Source organism: Achromobacter sp. MUI-25009338, assembly GCF_057359325.1.
Genome location: NZ_CM170627.1, coordinates 2,345,210 through 2,368,199, shown reverse-complemented (window position 1 = coordinate 2,368,199; position 22,990 = coordinate 2,345,210). Strand labels below are relative to the sequence as shown.

23 protein-coding genes are annotated in these 22,990 nt (G+C 68.9%); 9 read left to right on the top strand and 14 right to left on the bottom strand.

Annotated features, from left to right (window positions below):
- Positions 1 to 28: 28 nt before the first annotated feature.
- Positions 29 to 742 (top strand): response regulator transcription factor, encoded by a 714-nt coding sequence (locus AC1IQ6_RS11345; RefSeq protein WP_102772064.1) that lies wholly within the window; start codon positions 29 to 31, stop codon positions 740 to 742.
- Positions 742 to 2,130 carry a HAMP domain-containing sensor histidine kinase gene (locus AC1IQ6_RS11340; RefSeq protein ID WP_102772065.1) on the top strand — a complete coding sequence of 463 codons (1,389 nt, stop codon included), beginning with the start codon at positions 742 to 744 and terminating at the stop codon, positions 2,128 to 2,130. The genes AC1IQ6_RS11345 and AC1IQ6_RS11340 overlap by 1 nt, the downstream gene beginning before the upstream one ends.
- Before the next feature lie 9 nt (positions 2,131 to 2,139).
- Here the strand turns inward: AC1IQ6_RS11340 and AC1IQ6_RS11335 are convergent, their stop codons facing one another.
- Genes AC1IQ6_RS11335 through AC1IQ6_RS11325 form a run of 3 tightly spaced genes read right to left on the bottom strand, consistent with a single transcriptional unit; the run spans position 2,140 to position 4,924 of the window.
- On the bottom strand, positions 2,140 to 2,958 hold the full coding sequence (locus AC1IQ6_RS11335) for a TatD family hydrolase (protein ID WP_485866330.1): 819 nt from the start codon (positions 2,956 to 2,958) through the stop codon (positions 2,140 to 2,142).
- Positions 2,959 to 2,997: 39 nt separating this feature from the next.
- Complete coding sequence (locus AC1IQ6_RS11330) at positions 2,998 to 3,699, bottom strand: ABC transporter ATP-binding protein (RefSeq protein WP_102772067.1); 702 nt, start codon at positions 3,697 to 3,699, stop codon at positions 2,998 to 3,000.
- A complete protein-coding gene (locus AC1IQ6_RS11325) occupies positions 3,692 to 4,924 on the bottom strand; it encodes a lipoprotein-releasing ABC transporter permease subunit (RefSeq protein ID WP_246842419.1) in 1,233 nt (410 codons plus the stop codon). The genes AC1IQ6_RS11330 and AC1IQ6_RS11325 overlap by 8 nt, the downstream gene beginning before the upstream one ends.
- A gap of 142 nt (positions 4,925 to 5,066) precedes the next feature.
- Here AC1IQ6_RS11325 and AC1IQ6_RS11320 point away from each other — a divergent pair, with 142 nt between their 5' ends.
- Positions 5,067 to 6,011 (top strand): hypothetical protein, encoded by a 945-nt coding sequence (locus tag AC1IQ6_RS11320; protein WP_485866329.1) that lies wholly within the window; start codon positions 5,067 to 5,069, stop codon positions 6,009 to 6,011.
- Positions 5,993 to 7,693 carry a single-stranded-DNA-specific exonuclease RecJ gene (recJ, locus tag AC1IQ6_RS11315; RefSeq protein WP_485866328.1) on the top strand — a complete coding sequence of 567 codons (1,701 nt, stop codon included), beginning with the start codon at positions 5,993 to 5,995 and terminating at the stop codon, positions 7,691 to 7,693. The genes AC1IQ6_RS11320 and recJ overlap by 19 nt, the downstream gene beginning before the upstream one ends.
- Before the next feature lie 112 nt (positions 7,694 to 7,805).
- Here recJ and AC1IQ6_RS11310 read toward each other — a convergent pair whose 3' ends face one another.
- Complete coding sequence (locus AC1IQ6_RS11310; RefSeq protein WP_485866327.1) at positions 7,806 to 9,116, bottom strand: MFS transporter; 1,311 nt, start codon at positions 9,114 to 9,116, stop codon at positions 7,806 to 7,808.
- Between the two features lie 217 nt (positions 9,117 to 9,333).
- Here AC1IQ6_RS11310 and prfB point away from each other — a divergent pair.
- The 4 genes from prfB (at position 9,334) to AC1IQ6_RS11290 (ending at position 13,102) form a co-directional block, all read left to right on the top strand.
- Positions 9,334 to 10,438 (top strand): peptide chain release factor 2 gene (prfB, locus tag AC1IQ6_RS11305; RefSeq protein ID WP_102772071.1). Its coding sequence is split into 2 segments (ribosomal slippage): positions 9,334 to 9,414 and positions 9,416 to 10,438, totalling 1,104 coding nucleotides; the frame shifts between segments, so codons are not numbered across the junction.
- A 41-nt stretch (positions 10,439 to 10,479) separates the two neighbouring features.
- On the top strand, positions 10,480 to 11,235 hold the full coding sequence (locus AC1IQ6_RS11300; protein WP_485866326.1) for an SDR family oxidoreductase: 756 nt from the start codon (positions 10,480 to 10,482) through the stop codon (positions 11,233 to 11,235).
- A 10-nt stretch (positions 11,236 to 11,245) separates the two neighbouring features.
- The gene (lysS, locus tag AC1IQ6_RS11295; RefSeq protein WP_102772073.1) at positions 11,246 to 12,769 is read left to right on the top strand and encodes a lysine--tRNA ligase; all 1,524 of its coding nucleotides are present in this window, start codon (positions 11,246 to 11,248) and stop codon (positions 12,767 to 12,769) included.
- A gap of 15 nt (positions 12,770 to 12,784) precedes the next feature.
- Complete coding sequence (locus AC1IQ6_RS11290) at positions 12,785 to 13,102, top strand: preprotein translocase subunit TatB (RefSeq protein WP_485866325.1); 318 nt, start codon at positions 12,785 to 12,787, stop codon at positions 13,100 to 13,102.
- 9 nt (positions 13,103 to 13,111) lie between these two features.
- On the opposite strand, the gene AC1IQ6_RS11285 is transcribed toward AC1IQ6_RS11290, so the two are convergent.
- From AC1IQ6_RS11285 to AC1IQ6_RS11255, 7 genes are read right to left on the bottom strand one after another with little or no spacing between them, the layout of a single operon-like run.
- Positions 13,112 to 13,744: a TetR/AcrR family transcriptional regulator gene (locus tag AC1IQ6_RS11285; protein WP_485866324.1), complete on the bottom strand. Its 633-nt coding sequence runs from the start codon at positions 13,742 to 13,744 to the stop codon at positions 13,112 to 13,114.
- Positions 13,745 to 13,764: 20 nt separating this feature from the next.
- Positions 13,765 to 15,618: an AMP-dependent synthetase/ligase gene (locus AC1IQ6_RS11280; protein WP_485866323.1), complete on the bottom strand. Its 1,854-nt coding sequence runs from the start codon at positions 15,616 to 15,618 to the stop codon at positions 13,765 to 13,767.
- Complete coding sequence (locus AC1IQ6_RS11275) at positions 15,615 to 16,409, bottom strand: ABC transporter ATP-binding protein (protein ID WP_209166781.1); 795 nt, start codon at positions 16,407 to 16,409, stop codon at positions 15,615 to 15,617. Before AC1IQ6_RS11275 ends, AC1IQ6_RS11280 begins: the two co-directional genes overlap by 4 nt.
- 17 nt (positions 16,410 to 16,426) lie before the next feature.
- Entirely contained in the window at positions 16,427 to 17,608 is a 1,182-nt protein-coding gene (locus AC1IQ6_RS11270) for an ABC transporter substrate-binding protein (RefSeq protein ID WP_102772078.1), read from the bottom strand.
- Between the two features lie 32 nt (positions 17,609 to 17,640).
- The gene (locus AC1IQ6_RS11265) at positions 17,641 to 18,678 is read right to left on the bottom strand and encodes a branched-chain amino acid ABC transporter permease (RefSeq protein ID WP_111824822.1); all 1,038 of its coding nucleotides are present in this window, start codon (positions 18,676 to 18,678) and stop codon (positions 17,641 to 17,643) included.
- Positions 18,679 to 18,681: 3 nt separating this feature from the next.
- Complete coding sequence (locus AC1IQ6_RS11260) at positions 18,682 to 19,560, bottom strand: branched-chain amino acid ABC transporter permease (RefSeq protein WP_111824821.1); 879 nt, start codon at positions 19,558 to 19,560, stop codon at positions 18,682 to 18,684.
- Complete coding sequence (locus AC1IQ6_RS11255; protein WP_168202104.1) at positions 19,560 to 20,384, bottom strand: ABC transporter ATP-binding protein; 825 nt, start codon at positions 20,382 to 20,384, stop codon at positions 19,560 to 19,562. The genes AC1IQ6_RS11260 and AC1IQ6_RS11255 overlap by 1 nt, the downstream gene beginning before the upstream one ends.
- Before the next feature lie 249 nt (positions 20,385 to 20,633).
- Between AC1IQ6_RS11255 and AC1IQ6_RS11250 the strand changes: the two genes are divergently transcribed.
- Entirely contained in the window at positions 20,634 to 21,437 is an 804-nt protein-coding gene (locus AC1IQ6_RS11250) for an enoyl-CoA hydratase/isomerase family protein (RefSeq protein WP_485866322.1), read from the top strand.
- Positions 21,438 to 21,450: 13 nt separating this feature from the next.
- Here the strand turns inward: AC1IQ6_RS11250 and AC1IQ6_RS11245 are convergent, their stop codons facing one another.
- The 3 genes from AC1IQ6_RS11245 to fdx all read right to left on the bottom strand — a co-directional run bounded on the left by AC1IQ6_RS11245 (position 21,451) and on the right by fdx (position 22,981).
- Entirely contained in the window at positions 21,451 to 22,335 is an 885-nt protein-coding gene (locus AC1IQ6_RS11245) for a methylglyoxal synthase (protein WP_102772082.1), read from the bottom strand.
- Between the two features lie 110 nt (positions 22,336 to 22,445).
- Positions 22,446 to 22,640 (bottom strand): Fe-S cluster assembly protein IscX, encoded by a 195-nt coding sequence (gene iscX / locus AC1IQ6_RS11240; RefSeq protein WP_111824819.1) that lies wholly within the window; start codon positions 22,638 to 22,640, stop codon positions 22,446 to 22,448.
- The gene (fdx, locus tag AC1IQ6_RS11235) at positions 22,640 to 22,981 is read right to left on the bottom strand and encodes an ISC system 2Fe-2S type ferredoxin (RefSeq protein ID WP_102772084.1); all 342 of its coding nucleotides are present in this window, start codon (positions 22,979 to 22,981) and stop codon (positions 22,640 to 22,642) included. Before fdx ends, iscX begins: the two co-directional genes overlap by 1 nt.
- Between the last annotated feature and the right edge of the window lie 9 nt (positions 22,982 to 22,990).

Below are 22,990 nucleotides of genomic sequence, written 5' to 3'. Positions count from 1 at the left end.
CTTTTATCTTCTTTGCACTTCTTGACGCATGCCTTTTTTCCATACCCCGGCGCCGCGCCGCATCCTGCTGATCGACGACGACGTCGAACTGGCGCAGATGCTGCGCGAATACCTGGAATCCGCTCATTGCCGGCTCACGCTCGCGCACACGGGCGCGCACGGGCTGGACCTGCTGGCGCAGGACGATTTCGACCTGGTGCTGCTGGACCTGATGCTGCCCGACGGCAACGGCCTGGACCTGCTCAAGCAATACCGGCAGCGCTCGCGCCGCCCGGTCATCATGTTCACCGCCCACGGCGGCGAAACCGATCGCGTGCTGGGCCTGGAGTTCGGCGCCGACGACTACCTGGCCAAACCCTTCAGCCCGCGCGAACTCAAGGCCCGCATCACGGCGGTCCAGCGGCGCTTCGACGAGCTGCCGCAGGCCCCGTCCGCCCCCCTGGCGCTGGGCGACCTGTCGCTGGACCCGGCCAGCGGGCTCGCGCGGCTGGGCGACGAAGCAATCGCGCTGACCGGCGCCGAGCAGCGCATCCTGGAGATCCTGATGCGCACGCCCGGGCAGGTGGTCGCGCGCGAGCAGATCGGCCAGTACGCGCTGGGCCGCAAGCCCGACCGCTACGACCGCAGCATCGACACCCACATCAGCGCGCTGCGCAGGAAGCTGAGCCTGGACAACGGCGCGGCCGCGCTCTCCATCCGCAATCTGCGCGGCCTGGGCTACGTGCTCACCGGCGGCGCCTGATGGCCTGGCTGCCCGCCCGCTCGCTGTTCTGGCGCGCCTTCCTGACCTTCTGGAGCGCCATGGCCATCATCATGGTCTGCGCCATGATGCTCACGGCCGCGGTGGCCTGGTACCGCTTCAACTCGCTGGACGGCCTGAATCCCGCCAGCCTCACGCATGACGCCGAGCAGATCGCGCGCCTTCAGGGCAAGCAAGGCCTCAAGCGCTGGGTGCAGGCCATGGACCAGCGCTACACCGCCCTCAAGATCTACATCGTGGACGCGCGCGACGCCGACATCCTGGGCCGCCGCCTGCCCGCCCGCGTGCACGACTGGCTGGGCGCGTACCGCGCGGCGCCCGAGCGTGCGCAGGTGGACTACCCGCCGCCCGATCCGGCCAGCGAGCGGGTGTCCTGGTGGGACCCGCAGCTGCTGACGCTGCCGGACGGCTCGCGGCTGCTGATGCGCTTCCTGCCCTTCGATTCCTCGCGCTGGGAAGTGCTGGCGCTGTCGCCGGTGGCGCTGGCGCTGCTGTTGTTCGCGCTGGCCGTGACCGCGCCGTTGTGCTGGGCCCTGACCCGCCACGTCGCCGCGCCGCTGGCGCAGCTGCGCCAGGCCACGCAGTCGCTGTCGGCCGGCCGGCTCGACGCCCACACGCCCGCCAGGCTGGCGCGCCGCCGCGACGAACTGGGCCTGCTCGCGCGCGACTTCAACGCCATGGCGGACCGCCTGAAGGCGCTGGTCGATACCCGCGAACAACTGCTGCACAACATCGCCCACGAACTGCGCTCGCCGCTGGCGCGGCTGCGGCTGGCGGCCGAGCTGGCTCGCCGCAAGGACGAACGCCAGGACCTGCAGCTCGACCGCATCGAACACGAGTGCGAGCGGCTGGACGCGCTGATCGGCAACACGCTGCGGCTGGCGCAGCTGGGCGCCCTGCCGGCGCCGTCCGACACGGTGGATCTGGCCGAAATCGTGTCCGGCGTCGTCGAGGACGCGCGCTACGAGGCCGGCGGCCGCCAGGTCGGCATCGTCTGGGACGGGCATCCGCCGGTCGCGCTCATCGGCGAGCGCTGCAGCCTGGCCAGCGCCATCGAGAACGTGCTGCGCAACGCCCTGCGCTTCGCCCCCGCGCACAGCGCCATACGCGTGCGGCTGCAGGCCGGCGCGCGCGAGGCCTGCCTGGAGATCGAAGACCGGGGGCCGGGCGTGGCGCCCGAGGAACTGGAGTCGCTGTTCGAGCCCTTCTATCGCACGCCTTCGGGCGCGCGCAAGCCGGGCAGCGGCGCCGGCCTGGGGCTGTCCATCGCGCAGGCCGCGATCGCCGCGCACCGGGGCCGCATATCGGCTCGCAATCTTTCGCCGCGGGGGTTGAGCGTGCGCATGGAACTGCCGCTGCCGCCAGCCTGAAGCCGCCGCTCAGTCGGCGTCGGCCAGGATGGCGGCGGGCAGCCGCGGCAGCACCCGCAAGGCGTTGGCGGTGGTGGCGTGCGCCACCTGGGCCGTGGTCAGCCCGCGCAGTTCCGCCAGGACCTGCGCGATGCGCGCCAGCTCCGCCGGCCGGTTGCGGCGCTGGGGCGGATGCAGCCAGGCCGGCGGGATGTCCGGCGCGTCGGTTTCCAGCACCAGGTGCGCCAGATCGACCTCGACGGCGTGGCGGCGGATCTGCAGCGCGCGCTCATAGGTCATGGCCCCGCCCAGCCCCAGCGCGAATCCCTGGTCGATAAAAGCCTGCGCCTGCTGGGCGCTGCCGTTGAAAGCGTGGGCGATGCCGCCGATGCGCGGATGGCGGCGCAGGTACTTCAGCAGAATGTCCTGCGACTTGCGCACGTGCAGCAGCACCGGCAGGCCGAATTCGGCCGCCATCGCCAGCTGCGCCGCGTAAAAGCGCTCCTGGCGCGCGCGCGGTTCGCCGCTGGCGATCCCGGGCACGAAGAAATCCAGGCCGATCTCGCCGATGGCGACGAAGCGCGGGTCGCCCAGCGACTGCCTGACGGCCGCGCGCAGCGCGTCCAGGTCGGCGTCGTCGGCGCGCTGCACATAGAGGGGATGGATGCCCAGCGCGTAGGCGCCGCCCGCCGTCCGGCCGGCCAGTTCGCGCACCACCGGGAAATTGGCGCGTTCGATCGCCGGGATCACGATGGACTGGACCCCGGCTTCGCGGGCCTCGTCGGCGACCTGCTCGCGGTCGGCGTCGAACTCCGCGGCGTCCAGGTGGCAATGGGTGTCGATCAGCATGGGCGCGGCCTCCTTGCGCCGATTATCCGCCCGTCCCGCTCAACCCGAAACCAGGCGGCCGTTTTCCATGAGAAGCTGGCGGTCGGCGCGGGCGGCCAGTTCCGGATCGTGCGTGACGATGGCGAACGCCGTGCCCGATTCCCGGTTCACCCGGGTCAGCAGCTCGAACATATTGTGCGCGGTGTGGCGGTCCAGGTTGCCGGTGGGCTCGTCGGCCAGCACGCAGACCGGCCGGGTCACCAGCGCGCGCGCCAGCGCCACGCGCTGGCGTTCGCCGCCGGACAACTGCCCCGGGAAATGCCCTTCGCGCGCGGCCAGGCCCACCAGGCCCAGCACTTCGCGCGCCGCCTCGCGCGCCCGCTCGCGGTTTTCGCGGCGCACGATCAGCGGCATCGCCACGTTGTCCAGCGCCGAAAATTCCGGCAGCAGGTGGTGGAACTGGTAGACGAAGCCCAGGCTGCGGTTGCGCACCGCGCTCTTGCGGCTCTCGGACAGCCCGATGGCGAGCTGGCCGTCGACCGACACCGAGCCGCTGGTCGGCACGTCCAGCAGGCCCAGGATGTGCAGCAGCGTGCTCTTGCCCGAGCCCGAGGCGCCGACGATGGCGACCATCTCGCCGCGCGCCACCGACAGGCTGACGTTGCTCAGCACCTCGATGCGCGCCGGGCCTTCGTCGTAGATCTTGACGATGTTCTCGGCCTGCAGCGCCGGGGTCGTGTTCTCGGTCCGGATATCAGTCATGGCGCAGCACCTGGGCGGGTTGCAGGCGCGAGGCGCGCCAGCTGGGATACAGGGTCGCCAGCAGCGACAGCACCAGGGAGGTCACGCCTATGGTCACGATGTCGCCCACCTGCGGGTCCGAGGGCAAGGCGCTGATGAAATAGATCTCGCGCGGCAGGAAATGCACGCCCAGCAGGCGCTCGATGAAAGGCACGATCACGTCGACGTTGTAGGCGATGACGATGCCGCCAGCCACGCCCAGCAGCGTGCCGATCACGCCGATCAGCGCCCCCTGCACCAGGAAGATGCGGGCGATCTCGCGCGGCCCGGCGCCCAGCGTGCGCAGGATGGCGATGTCGGACTGCTTGTCCTTCACGGCCATGACCAGCGAAGACAGCAGGTTGAACGCGGCCACCGCCACGATCAGCGCCAGGATCAGGAACATCATGCGCTTTTCGGTCTTGACGGCGGCGAACCAGGTGCGGTTGTTGCGCGACCAGTCGCTGGCCATCACGTAGGGCGGCAGCACCTTCTGCAGCTCGGCCGCCACTTCCGGCGCGCGCTGCATGTCGGCCACGCGCAGGCGCACGCCGGCCGTGCCGCTTTCGCGGAACACGCGGGCGGCGTCCTCGTCGTCGACGAAGGCCAGCGAGGAATCGTATTCGTAATGGCCCGAAGAGAACACGCCGACCACGGTGAACTGCCGCATGCGCGGCGTGAAGCCCGCCGGGCTGATCGACCCCTGCGGCGCCATCATCAGCAGCGTGTCGCCCAGCTTCACGCCCATGCCGTCGGCCAGTTCATTGCCGAGCACCACGCCGAAGCTGCCCGGCTTCAAGTCGGTAAGCCTGCCCGACACCATCTGCCTGGGCAGGTCCGAGACCTTGCCCTCGGCCTGCGGATCGATGCCGCGCACCTGCACGCCGCGCAAGGCCTGCCCGCGCACCAGCATGCCCTGCGCCGCGACGAACGGCGCGCCGGCCTTGACCTCGCTGTTCTTCTCGGCCGCCGAGGCGAACTGCTGCCATTGCTCCAGCACCCGCTCCGGCACCGCGCCGGGTATATAGAGTTCGATGTGCGGCAGCACCGACAGCATGCGGTCGCGCACTTCCTTCTGGAAACCGTTCATGACCGAAAGCACCACGATCAGGGCGGCGACGCCCAGCGCGATGCCGGCCATGGAACTGGCGGCGATGAATGAAATGAAGCGATCGCGGCGGCCGCGTCGCTGGCGGATTCGGGCCAGCCCGGCGTAGCGGGCGCCTATCCAGAGTTCGTAAGGTATTTTCAGCACGTGCGCATTATGGCATTAACGGGGCGAGGCGCCGTCGCGCGAAACGGGTTGTATCCGTTCCGGTCCCGGGCATGGCCTTACAATCCCCCACACCATGCTGATTGTTCTACCGGGCGCCCTGCCCGCCTTATCCGTGGCCGGCGAGCTGGCCAAGCTGTTGCCCGAACGCGCGCCCACCCTGCACGCCTGGCTGCAGGCCGGCAGCGCCCGGCCCCAGGCCTACGACGTGCGCGCCCACGGCTGCACCGCGTTCGAGTCCTGGCGGCTGGCCCGCGCCGGCTACACGCCCGAGGCCGGCCTGCTGCAAAGCGCCGGCCTGGGCCCGCTGCTGGCCGGCGGCCAGGCGCAAGGCGGCGAACCCGTCTGGCTGGCCGAGCTGGTCCATCTGGCCCTGGGCACCGACCAGGCCACCCTGCTGGACCCCGGCCTGATGGACCTGCGCGCCGAGGAAACCGCCGCCCTGCTGGAGACGGCCCGCCCGCTCTTCCAGGACACGGGCTTCACGGTCGAAGCGCTTGCGCCCGAGCGCTGGCGCCTGCGCCTGCCCGGCGATCTGCGTCCCCAGACCGCCAGCCCGCTGGCGGTGGCCGGGCAGCGCCTGAACGACTGGTGGCGCCAGGACGCGCAGACCCGTCCCTGGCGCCGACTGCTCAATGAAATACAGATGGCCTGGCACGACCACCCGGTCAACGATGCGCGCGCGGCCCGCGGCCTGCCGCCGGTCAACGGGCTCTGGCTGTACGGCGGCGGATCGCCCTGGACGGCCGCGGCGCCCGGCTCCGAACGCGTATACACCGAGCTGGACGCCGCGCAGCGCGGCGGCGACTGGGCCGCCTGGCTCGACGCCCTGGCGGCGCTGGACGCGCAGCATCTGCGTCCGCTGGCCGGCAAGCACGGCCTGCCCGACCAGCCCGCCGAACTGCTGCTGCTGGGCGATGACCGCCAGGTCACCCTTACCCTGAAACCGCGCGGGGGCCTGCTCGGCTTGCTGCCCGCGCCCAAGAAAAACTGGAGCGCCTGGTGGTCACACCCCGCCTGACTGTCCGCCCGTCCGACCTGGACGCCTGCCGCGTCCTCGAAGCCTCGGGCATCCATCCGCTGCTGGCCCGCCTGTGGGCCGCGCGCGGCGTCACCCATCCCGACCAGACCCGGCTGGCCTGGCCTTCGCTGCTGCCGCCGGCCGGCCTGACCCATTCGGCCCACGCGGCCGGCGTGCTGGCCGACGCGATCCAGGCCGGCAAGAAGCTGCTGATCGTGGCCGACTACGACTGCGACGGCGCCACCGCCTGCGCGGTCGGCCTGCGCGCCCTGTCGGCCATGGGCGCCGACGTGGACTTCCTGGTCCCCAACCGTTTCGAGACCGGCTACGGCCTGTCGCCGGCCGTGGTGGAACTGGCCTGCCGCCACCGCGCCGGCAAGCCCGACATCATCATCACCGTGGACAACGGCATCGCCAGCGTGGACGGCGTGGCCGCGGCCAACGCCGCCGGCATCGGCGTGGTCATCACCGACCACCACCTGCCCGGCGACACCCTGCCGCAGGCCCTGGCCATCGTGAACCCCAACCAGCCCGGCTGCGGCTTTCCGTCCAAGAACCTGGCCGGCGTGGGCGTGATCTTCTACATGATGCTGGCGCTGCGCGCCGAGCTGCGCCGCCGCGGCGTGTACGCACCCGACGGCGGCCCGCGCCTGGACGCGCTGTCCGATCTGGTGGCGCTGGGCACGGTGGCCGACGTGGTCAAGCTCGACGCCAACAACCGCCTGCTGGTCACCCAGGGCCTGCAGCGCATGCGCGCCGGACGCCTGCAACCCGGGCTGCGCGCGCTGTTCGCCGTGGCCGGGCGCGAGCCGCGCAGCGCCAACGGCTTCGACCTGGGCTTCGCGCTCGGGCCGCGCATCAACGCCGCCGGCCGGCTGGCCGACATGAGCCTGGGCATCGCCTGCCTGACCACCGACGACGAGGCCCAGGCGCTGGAGATGGCGCGCGAGCTGGACAACATCAACCGCGAACGCCGCACGATCGAGGCCGAGATGCGCGAACAGGCGCTGGCCGCCATGGAAGCGCCCGAGGCGGCCGCCGGCGCCACCGTCTGCGTGTTCGACCCGGGCTGGCACCAGGGCGTCGTGGGCCTGGTGGCCTCGCGCCTGAAGGAAAAATTCTGGCGCCCCACCCTGGCCTTCGCGCCGGCCGGCGACGACGAGATCCGCGGCTCCGGCCGCTCGATCCCGGACGTGCACCTGCGCGACGCGCTGGACCTGGTGTCCAAGCGCCACCCCGACCTGATCCGCAAATTCGGCGGCCACGCCATGGCGGCCGGCCTGACCCTGGCCAGATCCGACTTCGCCGCCTTCGCCCCGGCCTTCGACGCCGCGGTGCGCGAACTCACCGGCCGCGACACGTTCGAACCCGTGATCGAAACCGACGGCTCCCTGGAATCGGGCTACGCCAACGCCGACGTGGCCGGCATGCTGCAGCAGCAGGTCTGGGGCGCGGGCTTCGCCGCCCCCCTGTTCCTGGATGAGTTCGTGGTGCGCAACCAGCGCCTGGTCGGCGAGAAACACCTCAAGCTGTCGCTGGAACGCGGCCACCAGCGCTTCGACGCCATCTGGTTCGGCCACGACCAGTCCCTGCCCGAACGCATCCAGGCCGCCTACCGCCTGGAACAGAATGTCTGGAATGGGATGGTGTCGGTGCAATTGGTCATCGAACACGCTGGGTAGAGGCCCACCCCCGAAGCGCCTGCGGCGCTTCCCCCTCAAGGGGGCGCCACTGCGGACCGGCGAAGCCGGCTCCGCGTGGCCCGGCTCTGCGGGACCGGCATCCACACTCACCCTACCTGTTCACCAGCCTCGCCGGCTGCGCCAGGGCCACCAACGCCCCCACCACCAGGCAGCCCGACAGCATATAAAGCCCGGTGTTGGTGGTCCCGGTCAGGTCCTTCAGCCACCCCACCAGATAAGGGCTGACGAAGCCGGCCAGATTGCCCACCGAGTTGATCAGCGCAATCCCGGCCGCCGCCGCGGTGCCGCCCAGCAAGGCGGTGGGCAGGCTCCAGAACAGCGGCAGCACCGTGCAGATGCCGATGTTGGCCACGGTCAGGGCCACGATGGCCAGGGCCGTGTTGCCGCTCCACAGCGCCGACAGCAGCAGGCCGACCGCGCCGAACAGCGCCGGCAGCGCGACGTGCCAGCGGCGTTCGCGGTGGCGGTCGGAGTTGCGCGAGATCAGGATCATGCCGATCACGGCGAACAGGTTGGGCACCGCCGTCAGCAGGCCGATCGCCAGCGGGCTCTGCACGCCGCTGCCCTTGATCAGCGTGGGCATCCAGAAGCCGACGCCGTACAGCCCCATGACGAAAGAAAAATAGATCAGCGCCATGGCCCAGACGCGCGGCCGGGTGAGCGCGGCGCGGATCGGCGGGTCCTCTTTCTGCTGTTCCTCGGCGGCGATGTTGCGGATCAGCACGGCCTTTTCGCTGGCGGTCAGCCACTTGGCGCGGTTGATGCGGTCGTCCAGGTAGATCAGCACCAGCACGCCGATCACGACCGAGGGTATGCCTTCCAGCAGGAACAGCCATTGCCAGCCCGACAGGCCGTGGTCGCCGTGGAAGGTGCTCATGATCCAGCCCGAGATCGGGCCGCCGATCAGCCCGGACATGGGCACCGCGGTCATGAAGAAGGTGGTGATGCGTCCGCGGCGCGCCGCCGGATACCAGTAGGTCAGGTACAGGATGATGCCGGGAAAGAAGCCGGCCTCGGCCGCGCCCAGCAGGAAGCGCAGCGCGTAGAACATGTGCACGCTGGTCACGAACATCATGCAGGCCGAGATGATGCCCCAGGTGATCATGATCCGCGCGATCCAGACGCGCGCGCCCACCTTGTGCAGGATGATGTTGCTGGGAATCTCGAACAGGAAGTAGCCGATGAAGAAAATGCCCGCGCCCAGCCCGTACACCGTCTCGCTGAACTGCAGCTCCTGCAGCATCTGCAGCTTGGCGAATCCCACGTTGACCCGGTCCAGGTAGGCCACCACATAGCAGACCACCAGCAGCGGCACCAGCCGCCAGCCGACCTTGCGGTAAATCCTGTCCTCCTCCGTCGCCGGGATCGCCGGCGAGACCCCGGGGGCCATCGCATTTTCCATCTTTGTCTCCATTCCTCTGACGGGATGGGCCGACTTCCGGTCGGCCGCTACCCGCAGCCTAGAGCCGCAGAGTTGACAAAAAACTGAACAACTTTGGACGGCCGGAAATCGCCGACCACGGATCCGTCCCCCACCCCGCCGAGATCGCCCCACGCGGCGCTGCCAAGCGCGCTAAAATGCCAGGTTTCGCACAAAAGTCATCAAGACAGGATCAATCATGGAAGCCGAACGTCAGAACCAGCTCGCAGCCCGCCTCGCCGACTACGCGGAGCGCGAACAGGCTCTACGGAGGTATCTTTGACTACGATGCCAAATCCGAACGCCTGCAAGTCGTAAACGCCGAGCTCGAAGACCCGGCGGTCTGGAATGACCCCAAGCACGCCCAGGACCTGGGCCGCGAGAAGAAATCCCTCGAAGACGTGGTCGAGACGCTGACGGCGCTGGGCTCCGGCCTGGCGGACTCGAACGAGCTGTTCGAGCTGGCCGCCGCCGATGACGACGACGCCACGCTGGAATCCATCGAGCAGGACGCCGACGCCTTCCAGGAAAAGCTGGAAGCGCTGGAATTCCGCCGCATGTTCTCCAACCCTGCCGACCCGCTGAACTGCTTCCTGGACATCCAGGCCGGCGCCGGCGGCACGGAAGCGCAGGACTGGGCCTCCATGCTGCTGCGCCAGTACCTCAAGTACGCCGAACGCAAGGGCTTCAAGGCCGAGGTGCTGGAAGAATCCGAAGGCGAAGTCGCCGGCATCAAGTCCGCCACCATCAAGCTCGAAGGCGAGTACGCCTTCGGCTACCTGCGCACCGAAACCGGCGTGCACCGCCTGGTGCGCAAGAGCCCGTTCGACTCCTCGGGCGGACGCCACACCTCGTTCGCCAGCGTGTTCGTCTACCCCGAGGTCGACGATTCCTTCGAAGTCGAAGTGAACCCCGCCGACCTGCGCGTGGACACCTACCGCGCCAGCGGCGCGGGCGGCCAGCACATCAACAAGACCGACTCGGCGGTGCGCCTGACCCACATGCCCACCGGCATCGTGGTGCAGTGCCAGAACGACCGTTCCCAGCACCGCAACCGCGCCGAAGCCATGCAGATGCTGAAATCCAAGCTCTACGAGCTGGAAATGCGCAACCGCATGGCCGAGCAGCAGAAGCTGGAAGACTCCAAGACCGACGTGGGCTGGGGCCACCAGATCCGCTCGTACGTGCTGGACCAGAGCCGCATCAAGGACCTGCGCACCAACGTCGAAATCTCCAACACCCAGAAGGTGCTGGACGGCGACCTGGACCCGTTCATCCAGGCCAGCCTGAAGCAAGGCATCTGAGTTTCGCGACACTCCCTTCCACCGCTTCCCGAGGTTCACGAATGTCCGACACCATCGCAATCCTGACCGGCGCTTCGCGCGGCATCGGCGCCGCCATGGCGCGCGGCCTGGCCCGCCCGGGCACGCGCCTGATCACGCTGGCGCGCCGCGAAGATCCCGAACTGGCCGAGCACGCGCGCGCCCAGGGCGCGCAGCTCGAACAGCTCTCCGTGGACCTCTCCGACCTGGCCGCGGCGGGCGCGGCGGCCGAGCGCATCTGCGCCTCGCTGCCGCGCGACGCCAGGCGCTACCTGCTGATTAATAACGCCGGCACGGTGCACCCCATCGCCGCCACCGGCACGCTGACCGACGGCGCGGCCATCGCGGCCGCCTTCAACCTGAACGTCTCGGCCGTGATGCTGCTGACGGCGCGCTTCCTGGCCGCCGTCGAGGGCCTCGACGCCGACCGCCGGGTGCTCAACATCTCCTCCGGCGCGGGCCGCAACCCCAACGCCGGCTGGGGCGTGTACTGCGCCACCAAGGCCGCGCTCGACATGTACACGCGCGTGGTCAAGGCCGAGCAGGGCGAAGGCGGCGCGCGCATCGTGGCGCTGGCCCCCGGCATCGTCGACACCGACATGCAGGTCGCCATCCGCTCCAGCGATCCGGAAGACTTCCCCGCCCTGGCCAAGTTCCAGGACTTCCACGCCAGCGGCAAGCTGTCCTCGCCCGCCAACGTGGCCACCCGCATCCTCGCCTACCTGGATCGCTCGGATTTCGGCACGACCGAGATCGACGACATCCGCAATTACGACTGATTTCCCTACCATGACCGACCAATCGACCGCCGCGGCGCCCGCCCAGGATGAAAACCGCTTGATCGCCGAACGGCGCGCCAAGCTGTCCAAACTGCGCGAAGCCGGGGTCGCGTATCCCAACGACTTCGTTCCCGACGCCCGCGCCGCCGCGCTGCACGACAAATACGACGGCCAGGAGCAGGAAGCCCTGGCCGCCAACCCCGTGGCCGTCAAGGTCGCCGGCCGCATGATGCTCAAGCGCGTCATGGGCAAGGCCAGCTTCGCCACGCTGCAGGACAGCACCGGCCGCATCCAGATCTACCTGGACCGCGGCACGCTGGGCGAAGACAGCTACGCCGCGTTCAAGCAATGGGACATCGGCGACATCATCGCGGTCGAAGGGTCGGTCTTCAAGACCAACAAGGGCGAACTGTCGGTGCACGCCGCCAGCGCGCGCCTGCTGTCGAAGTCGCTGCGCCCGCTGCCCGACAAGTTCCACGGCGTGGCCGACCAGGAGCTGCGCTACCGCCAGCGCTACGTCGACCTCATCATGACCGACGCCACGCGCCGCACGTTCGAGGCGCGCAGCAAGGCCATCGGCAGCATCCGCCAGTTCATGCTGAACGCGGGCTTTCTCGAAGTGGAAACCCCGATGCTGCACCCGATCCCGGGCGGCGCGGCGGCCAAGCCCTTCGTCACGCACCACAATGCGCTGGACATGGAAATGTTCCTGCGCATCGCGCCCGAGCTCTACCTCAAGCGCCTGATCGTGGGCGGCTTCGAGCGCGTGTTCGAAGTCAACCGCAACTTCCGCAACGAGGGCGTGAGCCCGCGCCACAACCCCGAATTCACGATGATGGAGTTCTACGCGGCCTTTGCGGACTACCGCTGGCTGATGGACTTCACCGAGGAACTGATCCGCCAGGCCGCCATCTCGGCCACCGGCAGCGCGGTGCTCACCTACCAGGAGCGCGAGCTGGACCTGGGCAAGCCGTTCGACCGCCTGACCATCTGCGAAGCCATCCTCAAGTACGCCCCGGGCTACACCCAGGCGCAGCTGGACGACGCGGCCTTCGTGCGCGCCGAGCTCAAGAAGCTGGGCGCCGACGCCGACGGCCCGGTGCTGGCGCGCGCCGGCCTGGGCGCGCTGCAGCTGGCGCTGTTCGAGGAAACCGCCGAAGCCAAGCTCTGGAACCCCACCTACATCATCGACTACCCGGTGGAAGTCTCGCCGCTGGCGCGCGCCTCCGATACCCGCGAAGGCATCACCGAGCGCTTCGAGCTCTTCATGACCGGCCGCGAAATCGCCAACGGCTTCTCCGAGCTGAACGACCCCGAGGACCAGGCCGAGCGCTTCCGCGCCCAGGTCGAGGCCAAGGACGCGGGCGACGAGGAAGCCATGTACTACGACGCCGACTACATCCGCGCGCTGGAATACGGCATGCCCCCCACGGGCGGCTGCGGCATCGGCATCGACCGCCTGGTGATGCTGCTGACCGACAGCCCCAGCATCCGCGACGTCATTCTCTTCCCGCACCTGCGCCGTGAAGACTAACGGGCGCACGGCGTCATGATCTTCAAGATCCTGATGCTGCTGCTGGTCGTGGCGGGGCTGATCTACTGGATCAAACAGCCCCGCGGCGTCCAGCCGGTCGCCTACGCGCCGGCGCGCCCGCGCCGGCCGGCCTTCATCGCGCTGTGCATCGCCGCCGCCATCGCGGCGATCGCGGCGCTGCTGACCGCGGTGCTGTGGATGGGCAGCGTGGCCGGCGGCGTCACCGGCGGCGGCTACCGCGGCGAGGCGGATTTCCTGCTGCCGGTCTCCGGCGCGCTGCTGGCCCTGTCGGTGGCCTGCGCGGTCGGCGCCTTCTTCAAGCGGCGCGGCTGATTTCCCTGTTCATAACGGCCATCTGCCGGCGCCCGCCGGCAGCGCCGGCAGCGAAGCCTGCAGCATGGCGTCGATGAATTCCGCCGGCTGCAAGCGCCCGCCCGGCTTGTACCACTGCACCGTCAGGTTCATGGCGCCCAGCACGCAACGCTTGATGATGCGCGCATCGCCCTGCAGCAGGCCCGCGTCCACCGCCCCGGCCACCACGTCCTGCCACATCTTCTCGTAGCGGTCGCTCAGCGACTTGACCGCGTCGCGGCTGGGCGGCGACAGGCTGCGCCACTCGTAGACCAGCGCGTTCATGGCGTCGCCGCCGGCGCCGTGCAGCATGCTCCACATATGCACCCGGAACAGCGCGGCCAGCCGGTCGGCGGGCTCGTCGTAGCGCGCCAGCGCCTGCCCGCCGCCGTCTATCACTTCCTGGATGCCGTTGTTCATCACCGCCACCAGGATTTCCTCCTTGCTGCGGAAATGATGGAACAGGCTGCCCGACTGCAGGCCCACCGCGCGCGCCAGTTCGCGCACCGTGGTGCGCTCGTAGCCGTGGCGGCAGAACAGCTGCCCCGCCGTCAGGATCACCTCGCGCCGGCGCTCGGACTCCGAACGGTCGTCCCGCGCCGCGCCGCTAGCCGTCTTTTGCATCGCCGCTCACCGCCGCTGCTTCATGCCGCCGTCTCCTCGGCGTAGAGCGCCTCGATCTCGCCCGCATAGCTGCGGTAGATGCTGGCGCGCCTGACCTTCATGGTCGCGGTCACTTCGCCGTCGTCATGGTCCAGCTCCTTGGTCAGCAGATGGAAGCGCTTGATCTGCGCCACCGGCGCAAGCCCGGCGTTGGCCCGCGCCACTTCCTGCTGGATCAGTTCGCGCACCGGCGCGGACTCGGCCAGCGAGCGGAAATGCGTGAACGCGATGCGGCGCGACTCGGCCCATTTGCCGACCGTGTCGAATTCCAGCTGGATCAGCGCCGACACGTACTTGCGGCCGTCGGCGATGACGATGCATTCCTTCACGTACGGGCTGCCCTTGACCGCGTTTTCGATCTCGGAGGGCGTCAGGTTCTTGCCCCCGGCGGTGATCATGATGTCCTTCAGGCGGTCCACGATGCGCACGCGCCCGTCGTCCTCGGCCACCACGTCGCCGGTATGCAGCCAGCCCTCGCGCACGGTGTCGGCGGTCGCGTCCGGATTCTTGTAATAGCCCTGGAATACCATCTCGCCGCGCACCTGCAGTTCGCCGGCCTCGCCCATGCGCCACTCGACGCCCAGTATCGGCTCGCCCACCGTGCCGACCTTGACCCGGTCGGGATGCTGGCCGAAGATCATGCCGGCCGATTCGGTCAGGCCGTAGACCTCCACCAGCGGCACGCCCAGCTTGCGGAAATAGCGCACCACGTCCGGCGGAATCGGCGCGGCGCCCGTCATGGCCACCCGCACCCGGCGCAGCCCGATGAAATTCTGCAAGGCGCGCAGCACCAGCCAGTACCACAGCCAGCGCGTCAGCCGCTCGCCGGCCGTGTACTGCGCCGGCGACTTCTCCAGGAAGGGCTCGCACGCCGCCAGCGCGCGCCGGTACAGCCAGCGCTGCAGCCGCCCGGCTTCCTGCATCTTGATGGAGATGGCGGCGTGCAGCTTTTCCCAGATCCGCGGCACGCCCAGGAAGATGGTCGGCGCGACTTCACGCAGGTCTTCCTGCACGGTGCGGATCGATTCGCCGAAATTGACCTGCGTGCCCAGGTAGATGGGCACGAAGGTCGACAGCATCTGCTCGGCCACGTGGCACAGCGGCAGGTAGGACAGGTGCACGCTGGCCCGGTCCATCGCCAGCCGGTCCGCGATGCCCGGCGCCACCGCGCGCATGTTGCGGTAGCTCAGCATCGCGCCCTTGGGCTTGCCGGTGGAGCCCGAGGTATAGATCATGAGCCCGGTGTCGTCCAGCCGCTGGCCGTCCAGCGCCGAGTCCAGCGCGGCCAGTTCGGCGGCCTCGCGCCGCTGGCCGTCGGCCTCGACCTCGGCGAAGGTCACGATGCGCGCGCGCTCGGCCGGCGCGTAGGAGCGCAGGCCCTTGCTCTCGATCACCACGATGCGGCGCAACAGCGGCAGCCTGTCGGCCACCTGCAGCACCTTGTCGGTCTGCTCCTGGTCCTCGCACACCACCAGTTCCACGTCGGCGTGCTCGAGCACATAGCCCATTTCTTCGGCCGGGCTGGTGGCGTACACGCCCACCGCCACGCCGCCGACCGCGCCCGCGCCCATCTGCGCCAGCAGCCACTCGACACGGTTCTCGGACACGATGGCGACCCGCCCGCCCGGCCCGAGGCCCAGCGCGCGCAGGCCCATCCCGACCCGGCAGGCCCGCTGCCAGTATTGCGACCACGATATCGGCTGCCAGATGCCGAAATCCTTCTGCCGGATGGCGATGGCGCCCGGCTGGCGGCGCGCCTGCTCGCGCAGCATCTGCGGCAGCGTCAGCGCCGGCCATGCCCCGGCCGCGGGAAGATTGCGTTCCTTTTCCGTCATGAGAGCCAGCGCTTGCGGCGCTTGTAGTGCTTGATGTCGCGAAAGCCGCGGGCTTCGCCCCCGCCGCCCACGCCCAGATAAAACTCGCGCACGTCGGGGTCGGCCGCCAGCTTGTCGGCGCTGCCGTCTATCACCACCTTGCCCGTCTCCATGATGTAGCCGTAGTTGGCAACCGCCAGCGCCACCGAGGCGTTCTGCTCCACCAGCAGCATCGACACGCCCTGCTCGCGGTTGATGCGCGCGATGATGGAGAAGATGTTCTCCACCAGCATCGGCGACAGGCCCAGCGATGGTTCGTCCAGCAGCATCAGCCTGGGCTGCGCGATCAGCGCGCGCCCGATGGCCAGCATCTGCTGCTCGCCGCCCGACAGGTAGCCGGCCAGGCCGCGCCGGCGCTCGAACAGGCGCGGGAAATAGGTGTAGACCAGGTCGAAGTCCGCGCGCACCCCGGCCCTGCCGGTCAGGGCGTAGGTCGCGGCCACCAGATTCTCCTCCACCGTCAGGTCCTCGAACACGCGGCGCCCTTCCATCACGTGCGCCAGGCCGGCGCGCACCAGGTTCTGGGGCCGCGCGCCGGCCGTGTCGCCGCCGTCGAAGACGATGCGCCCGCGCACCAGCGCGCCGTCCTCCAGGTCCAGCAGGCCGGACACGGCCTTCAGCGTGGTGGACTTGCCGGCGCCGTTGCTGCCCAGCAGCGCCACGATGCTGCCCGCCGGCACCGACAGCGACAGGCCGCGCAGCACCTGCACCGCCTTGTTGTAGACGACCTCGATGTTGTTGATATCGAGCACCGCCGCGTGCGCCGCCCTCACTTCAGCACGATCCAGTCGGAAGCCGGCACCATCTGCTTCTGCTTGACGTCGGCGCGGTAGATGCGGCCCACCGGAATCGAATTGCCCTTGATGGTGATGGGCACGCCGATCAGCCCGCCGGTATCGAAGTCCTTGATGCCGTCGAGCGCCGCCTTCATGTTGGCCCCGGTCAGCTCCTTGCCGGCGTCCAGCGTGCGCTTGGCCACTTCGGTGAACAGCATGGCGGCCAGAAAGCCCTGCATGTAGCCGGTGCTCTGGTACTGCGGACGCATTTCGCGGATCTTCTTCAGCATGGGCGCGTCGCCCTCGGTGTCGTAGTAATAGCGGTACGGCATCACGCCCATGAAGCCCTCGGCGTCCTCGCCCATCTGCATCACGGTGGAGTTGTCCATGGTCCAGAAGGTGCCCATGTAGCGGGTCTTCAGGCCCATGCGCTTGCCCTGCCCCACGAACTCCGGAATCGGCGCCAGCACGTAGCCGTGGAAGATCGTGTAGTCCGGATCGGCGCGGCGCAGCTTGATGACTTCGGTGGACACGTCCACGCTGCCCGGCGGGGTCATGATCTCGGTGGCGACCTTCAGCCCCAGCTTCTCGGCGACCGCGCGCGAGCTGGCTATCGGGTCGCGCCCGAACTCGGTGTCCGAGTACACGAACGCGACCTTCGCGCCCGGCTGTTCCTTGGCGATGTAGCGCAGCAGGATGCCGAACATCTCGGTGTAGTCCGGTCCCAGCATGAATTGCGCCGGATACTTGGCCGGGTCGTTCAGTTCGGTGGCGAAGGAAGCGCCGGTCATCAGGATGTCGCCGCTGCGGTTCAATTCGGCGTTGATGGTCTTGGAGAACCCGGTGGAATCGCCGTAGTAGAAATTCACCTTGTTCTGGCTGGTGATCTTCTTGAAGGCCGCCACCGAGGCGTCGACCTTGTACGCCGTGTCCTCGGGCACGTAGCGCAGCTTGCGTCCGTTCACCCCGCCCTGGTCGTTGACGATCTTCACGTAGTCGGTGATGCCGGCGTGGATGCCCTGCCCGGCGAAGGCGAAGACCCCGCTCAGCGGGATCGAGCCGCCCAGCACCAGGTCCTCGGCCGCCTGGGCGGCGGGCGCCGCCGCCAGTGCCGCCGCCAGGCCCAGCGGGGCCAGCAACCTGGATAAACCGCTACCGATCCGGATGCGCTTCATGGTGAGTCTCCTGTGGGTCTTGTGGCTGGCCTTCAGGTGCGAAACGGCCAGAGGTGGAAGAAACGGCGCACTCGCCGCCAGATTTCCGCGAGCCCGTGCGGCTCGAAGATCAGAAAGCCCACGATCAGCAGGCCGAAAACAATGGTGCGCACCGGCGAGATCAGCCGCAGCGCGTCGCCGCCCACCGGCAGCCAGCCGACGACCAGCTTGAGCAGCTCCGGCACCATGGTCATGAAGATCGCGCCCAGGATGGAGCCCAGGATCGAACCCATTCCGCCCACGATGATGGCCGCCAGGAAGAAGATGGACATGATGAGCGGAAAGCTCTCCGGCGTGACCACGCGGAAGAAATACGCCCACAGCCCGCCCGCCACGCCCGCGTAGAACGACGACAGGCCAAAGGACAGCAGCTTGTAGCGCAGCAGCCGGATGCCCAGCACCTCGGCCGAGATGTCGCGGTCGCGGATGGCGATGAAGGCCCGCCCGATGCGGGTGCGGAACAGATTGGCCGCCCCCAGCACCATCAGCGCCGTCACCGGCACGATCAGCCAATAGATCTTGAACGAGGTGTCCAGGTCCACGCCCAGCAGCCGCGCCGGCGGCACCTGCAGCCCGGTGGTGCCCCCGGTGAACTCCCAGTTGGCGAAAATGAAATGCGCGATGAACGAGGCCGCGATGGTCGAGATCGCCAGGTACAGGCCCTTGACCCGCAGCGACGGGATGCCGACGAACAGGCCGCCCAGCATCGCCACTACGCCGCCGCCCAGCAGGTTCACCAGCACCGGCGTGCCCAGGCGCAGCTCCATCACGGCCACCGTATATGCGCCCAGGCCCATGAACGCGGCCTGCCCCAGGCTGACCAGGCCGGTATAGCCGGTCAGGATGTTCAGGCCCGTGGCGCTGGCGATGTTGATCGCCACTAGGCAGGCCAGGTACAGCCAATAGGCGTCGGCCATGAACGGAAACAGCACCAGCGCGGCGGCCAGCAGCGCCAGCCAGGTCCGCTGCGTGGCGGTATCGAACAGCGCTTCGTCGGCAAGATAGGTCTCTTTGGCAGTCGCGATGCGCATCGGTCACAGCCTCTCGATTTCACGGGTGCCGAACAGGCCGTAGGGCCTGGCCATCAGCACCACCACCAGCACGATGAAAGTGGCCAGCAGCTTGTACTCGCCGCCCAGGTAGGCGCCGGCCCAGGCCTCCAGCAGCCCGATGAACACGCCGCCCACCAGGGCGCCGGCCACGCTGTCCAGCCCGCCCACGATCACCACCACCAGCACCGACAGGCCGAACACGCCCATCGACGACGAGATCCCGCCGATCGCGCCCACGATCACGCCGGACACCGCGGCGATGGCGCCGGCGGCCACCCAGGCCAGCGAAAACACGCGCGGCACGTTGATGCCCATCGCATACGCCGCGCCCTGATCCGACGCCGTGGCGCGCAGCGCCACCCCGCCGCGCCAGTAGCGGAACACGACCAGCACCAGCAGCGCCAGCGCCACGGCCACCCAGAACCCGTAGAACACCTTGGGCGCCACGAAGGCCTCGCCCACCATCACGGGCGCGCGCGGCATGAATTCCGGCAGGCGCCGCTGGTCGGCCGTCCAGATCAGCTCCACCACGCCCACCAGGATGGACGCCAGTCCCACCGTGATCATGAACACCGAGATCGGCGATTCGCCCAGCATGGGCCTGATGGTCAGCCGCTCGACCAGCGCGCCGAACACGCCCGAGGCCAGCACCGCGCCGGCGATGGCCAGCCATATCGGCCAGTCCATGCCCGCGGCGAACGCATAGAACAGATAGGCGCCCAGCATCAGGAATTCGCCGATGGCGATGTTGACCACCCGCGTGGCCTTGTAGACGATGACGAACGCCAGCGCCGCCAGCGCGTACAGCCCGCCGCTGCCCAGCCCGGCCAGCGAGACCTCCAGGAAGAACAGCATGTCCATCAGGCCGCCTCCCGCAGCCGGCGGCGCAGATCGCCCACGTCGCCCGCGCCCAGGTAGGCCTGGATGACCTGCGGATCGGCCTGCACCTGCGCCGGCGTGCCGTCGGCGATGACCTGGCCGAAGTTCAGCACCACCACGTGGTCCGACAGGTCCATCACCATGCCCATGTCGTGCTCCACCATCAGCACCGTCACGCCCCACTCGGCGCGCGCGTCCAGGATGAAGCGCGCCATGTCGTCGGTCTCCTCGCGGTTCATGCCGGCCACCGGCTCGTCCAGCATCAGCACCTTGGGGTTCATGGCCAGCGCGCGCGCCAGCTCCACGCGCTTTTGCAGGCCGTACGACAGCGCCGCCACCGGCGCGTGGCGGATGTGGTCGATCTCCAGGAAATCGATGATGCGTTCTTCGATATCGGCGCGCAGCGCCATCTCTTCGCGGCGCGCCCGGCCCAGGTAGAAAAGCGCGTCCAGCACGTTGCTGCGCAAATGGGCATGGCGGCCCAGCTTGATGTTGTCCAGCACCGTCATGCCGCGAAACAGCGCGATGTTCTGGAAGCTGCGGGCCAGGCCCAGCCTGGCGCGCTCCGGCGCCGCCACTCGCGTGATGTCACGCCCCAGGAAGCGGATCTGTCCCGCCGAGGGCTTGTAGAAACCGGAAATGGTGTTGAACAGCGAGGTCTTGCCGGCGCCGTTCGGGCCGATGACCGTGGTGATGGAGCCGGGCTCCACGCGGAACCCCACGTCCGTGAGCGCCTTGACCCCGCCAAACGACAGCGTGACGCCATCGACCTCCAGCAACGGAGGGCTGTCCGACCGATCCACCATTTGTCTCCCCGCTTTCGATGCGAAGTTTTTATCGGTTGTCGGCGTCAGTCTGGCGAACCCGCGAGGCAGGCGATGCAGCGAACCTGTCTTTACCCACGCCAGTACAGCGCCGGAAAATCGTTCAATGCTTCGTTCAATGCGTTACGCTAAGCGTGCTCAAAACAAAACCAAGCAAGCGCTCGGTTCAGACCATAGCATCGCGTTTTTTGGATCGACAGCTGGTATTTACCCGATAACGGAGACTCCCCCATGACCCCTGCACTTCCGGCCCTGCGGACGCTGCTTCTGGAAACCGACGGCGCCATCGCGACGGTGACGCTCAACCGCGCCGACGCGCTCAACGCCATCGACGTGGCCATGGCCCGCGACCTGCAGCAGGCGGCCCAATGGCTGGAAGCCCGCGACGACGTCCGCGTGGTGCTGCTGCGCGCCGCGGGCAAGGCGTTCTGCGCCGGCGGCGACATCTCCATGTTCGAAGGCGAGCCCGCGCACGTGCGGGCCACGCTGCTGGACCTGTTCACTCCGCTCAACGATTTCGTCGCCCGCGTCGCGCGCATGGACAAGCTGTGGCTGGCCCAGGTGCATGGCATCGCCGCCGGCGCCGGCCTGTCGCTGGTGCTGGCCTGCGACCTGGCCATCGCCGCGGCCGATGCGCGCTTCCTGACCGCCTACCTGAAACTCGGCGCCACGCCGGACGCCGGCATGACGCATGGCCTGACCCGGGTGCTGGGCGCGCGCCGCGCGCTGGACCTGCTGCTGCGTCCCGACCCCTTCGGCGCGGCCGAGGCGCTGGCCTGGGGCATCGTCACCCGCACCGCGCCCGCCGGGGATCTGGCCGAAGCGGCGCGGGCCTACGCCGGCGCCCTGGCCGCGAACGCCCCGCACGGCATCGCCGGCGCCAAGGCGCTGCTGCGCGCTGCCGAACACGCCCCGCTGGAAACCCAGCTGGCCGAAGAGACCGCGCGGTTCCTGGACTCGGCCGCGCGCGCCGATTTCGCCGAAGGCGTGCAGGCCTTCCGCGAGAAACGGCCGCCGACATTCAGCGGCAGATAAAGCATAAGGAAAACTAGACGACGCGCTTTTCGACCGCCTGCGCCCAGCGCCGCGCCACCGTCGGCGAGGTGGCGCAGGTGGCCGATTCCGTCACCACGCGCACCGCGCGTTCGAGCAGCTGGATGTCGGCCTCGTGCTGGCGCGCCACGTGCGGATCTTCGAAGAAGATCACGCGCTGGCACTGGTGTTCCAGCACCAGCTCGGCGATCTGCGCGTCGCCGCCCAGCGGGCCGCTCAAGTAGCGGTGCACCCAGGGCGTGTCCTTGGGCCAGCCGCGCGACCAGGCCAGCTCGTTGAGGCGCCCGCCCGTGGTGCCCGTGGCCACGCGGCGCGCAAAGCGCGACAGCACGTCGAAGTGCTCGGCCGCGAACGCCACCATTTCGTCCTTCAGGGCGTCGTGGGCGATCAGCGCCAGGGTCTGGCCGGTGAAGTTGAACAGGCGCGAGACCGAAGCGTCCGGCGCCAGCCCGGCGTGCACGCGCTCGACCTCCATCCATTCGATGGCGCCGGCCAGCGTCGAGATGAACGGCCGGCCATGCGTGATGCACTGGCGCTTCAAGGCCAGCGCCTCGGGAAAAATCGAAGACGGGTCGACCGGATCGATCAGGTAGATCGCGCCGTCGAACGGCGCGTCGCCGTCGCGGCCCTCGGTGACCCGGGCCACCAGCTTCATCAGGCCGCCCTCGCGGCCATAGGGATAGCGGATCAGGCCGCTATAGCCCTGCAGCATGCCTTCGCGCACGATGGCGTCGTGCGTGCGGCCCACGGTGTGCAGCTGCACGCCCAGTTCGCGGATGGTGGACGAGCAGGCGCGCAGCCAGCTGAACAGGGCGGCGTCGGGAGTTTCGTGGTGGAGCCGGTTGGCGGCCAGGCCAAAGCGCAATTGGGCAGCGGGCATCGATAGACTCGGGCAAAAGAAACGGCGGAGATACCGATGATACCGTGGCCCGCATTACCTGCCGGCGAAAAAAAAAGCTCCCCAGGGGGGAGCTTGTCCGAAGCCGGCCTTCAGTCGGCTTCGTCGATCCAGGCCATCTGGATGGCCTCCAGGATTTTCTCGCCGCAATGGGCGGGATCGTCGCTGAAACCCGGCAAGGCCAGGACCCATTCGCGCAGCTGCACGAAGCGCAGCGTCTTGGGGTCCACGTCCGGATACGCATCGGCCAGCGCGGCGGCAATCTCGTAGGTGTCGGTCCACTTCATCAATGGCCCTCTTTCGCGTGGTTGATGGTGTACTTGGGAATCTCGACCGTCAGGTCGGCGTCCGCCACCAGCGCCTGGCACGACAGGCGCGAGGTCGGGGTCAGGCCCCAGGCCTTGTCCAGCAGATCCTCTTCGTCGTCGGTGGCGTCCTCGAGCGAAGCATAACCCTGCTTGACCACCACGTGACAGGTGGTGCAGGCGCACGACAGTTCGCAGGCGTGCTCGATGTCGATGTGGTTGTCCAGCAGCACGCGGCAGATCGACACGCCCTTGGGCGCGTCTTCGATCACGGCGCCTTCCGGGCAGTAATCGGGATGAGGCAATACGGTCAGTTTCGGCATAACGTGTTA